This is a genomic window from Citrobacter sp. Cpo061, assembly GCF_030332845.1.
Classification (GTDB): domain Bacteria; phylum Pseudomonadota; class Gammaproteobacteria; order Enterobacterales; family Enterobacteriaceae; genus Citrobacter; species Citrobacter portucalensis.
Window position 1 is genome coordinate 1 of record NZ_JAOWHB010000004.1, and the last position, 304, is coordinate 304.

Below are 304 nucleotides of genomic sequence, written 5' to 3' on the forward strand. Positions count from 1 at the left end.
TTTGGAGCGGGAAACGAGACTCGAACTCGCGACCCCGACCTTGGCAAGGTCGTGCTCTACCAACTGAGCTATTCCCGCATAATCTTCGTCTTTCGAACCGCTACTGCGTTGGCTGCCTTCATTCGCCTGAGTCACTTACTTTAGTAAGCTCCTAAGGACTCATTCAGTTGCCGCCTTGTCGCAATTCGAAATCCTGCGATTGGTGGTCTGTGCTTTACAAGCATTTTCAAATTTTGGAGCGGGAAACGAGACTCGAACTCGCGACCCCGACCTTGGCAAGGTCGTGCTCTACCAACTGAGCTAT

1 tRNA gene is annotated in these 304 nt (G+C 51.6%); it reads right to left on the minus strand.

Features of this window, described 5'->3' with window-relative positions:
• Nucleotides 1-2: 2 nt before the first annotated feature.
• A tRNA-Gly gene (locus OGX97_RS00015) sits at nt 3-78 on the minus strand.
• Between the last annotated feature and the right edge of the window lie 226 nt (nt 79-304).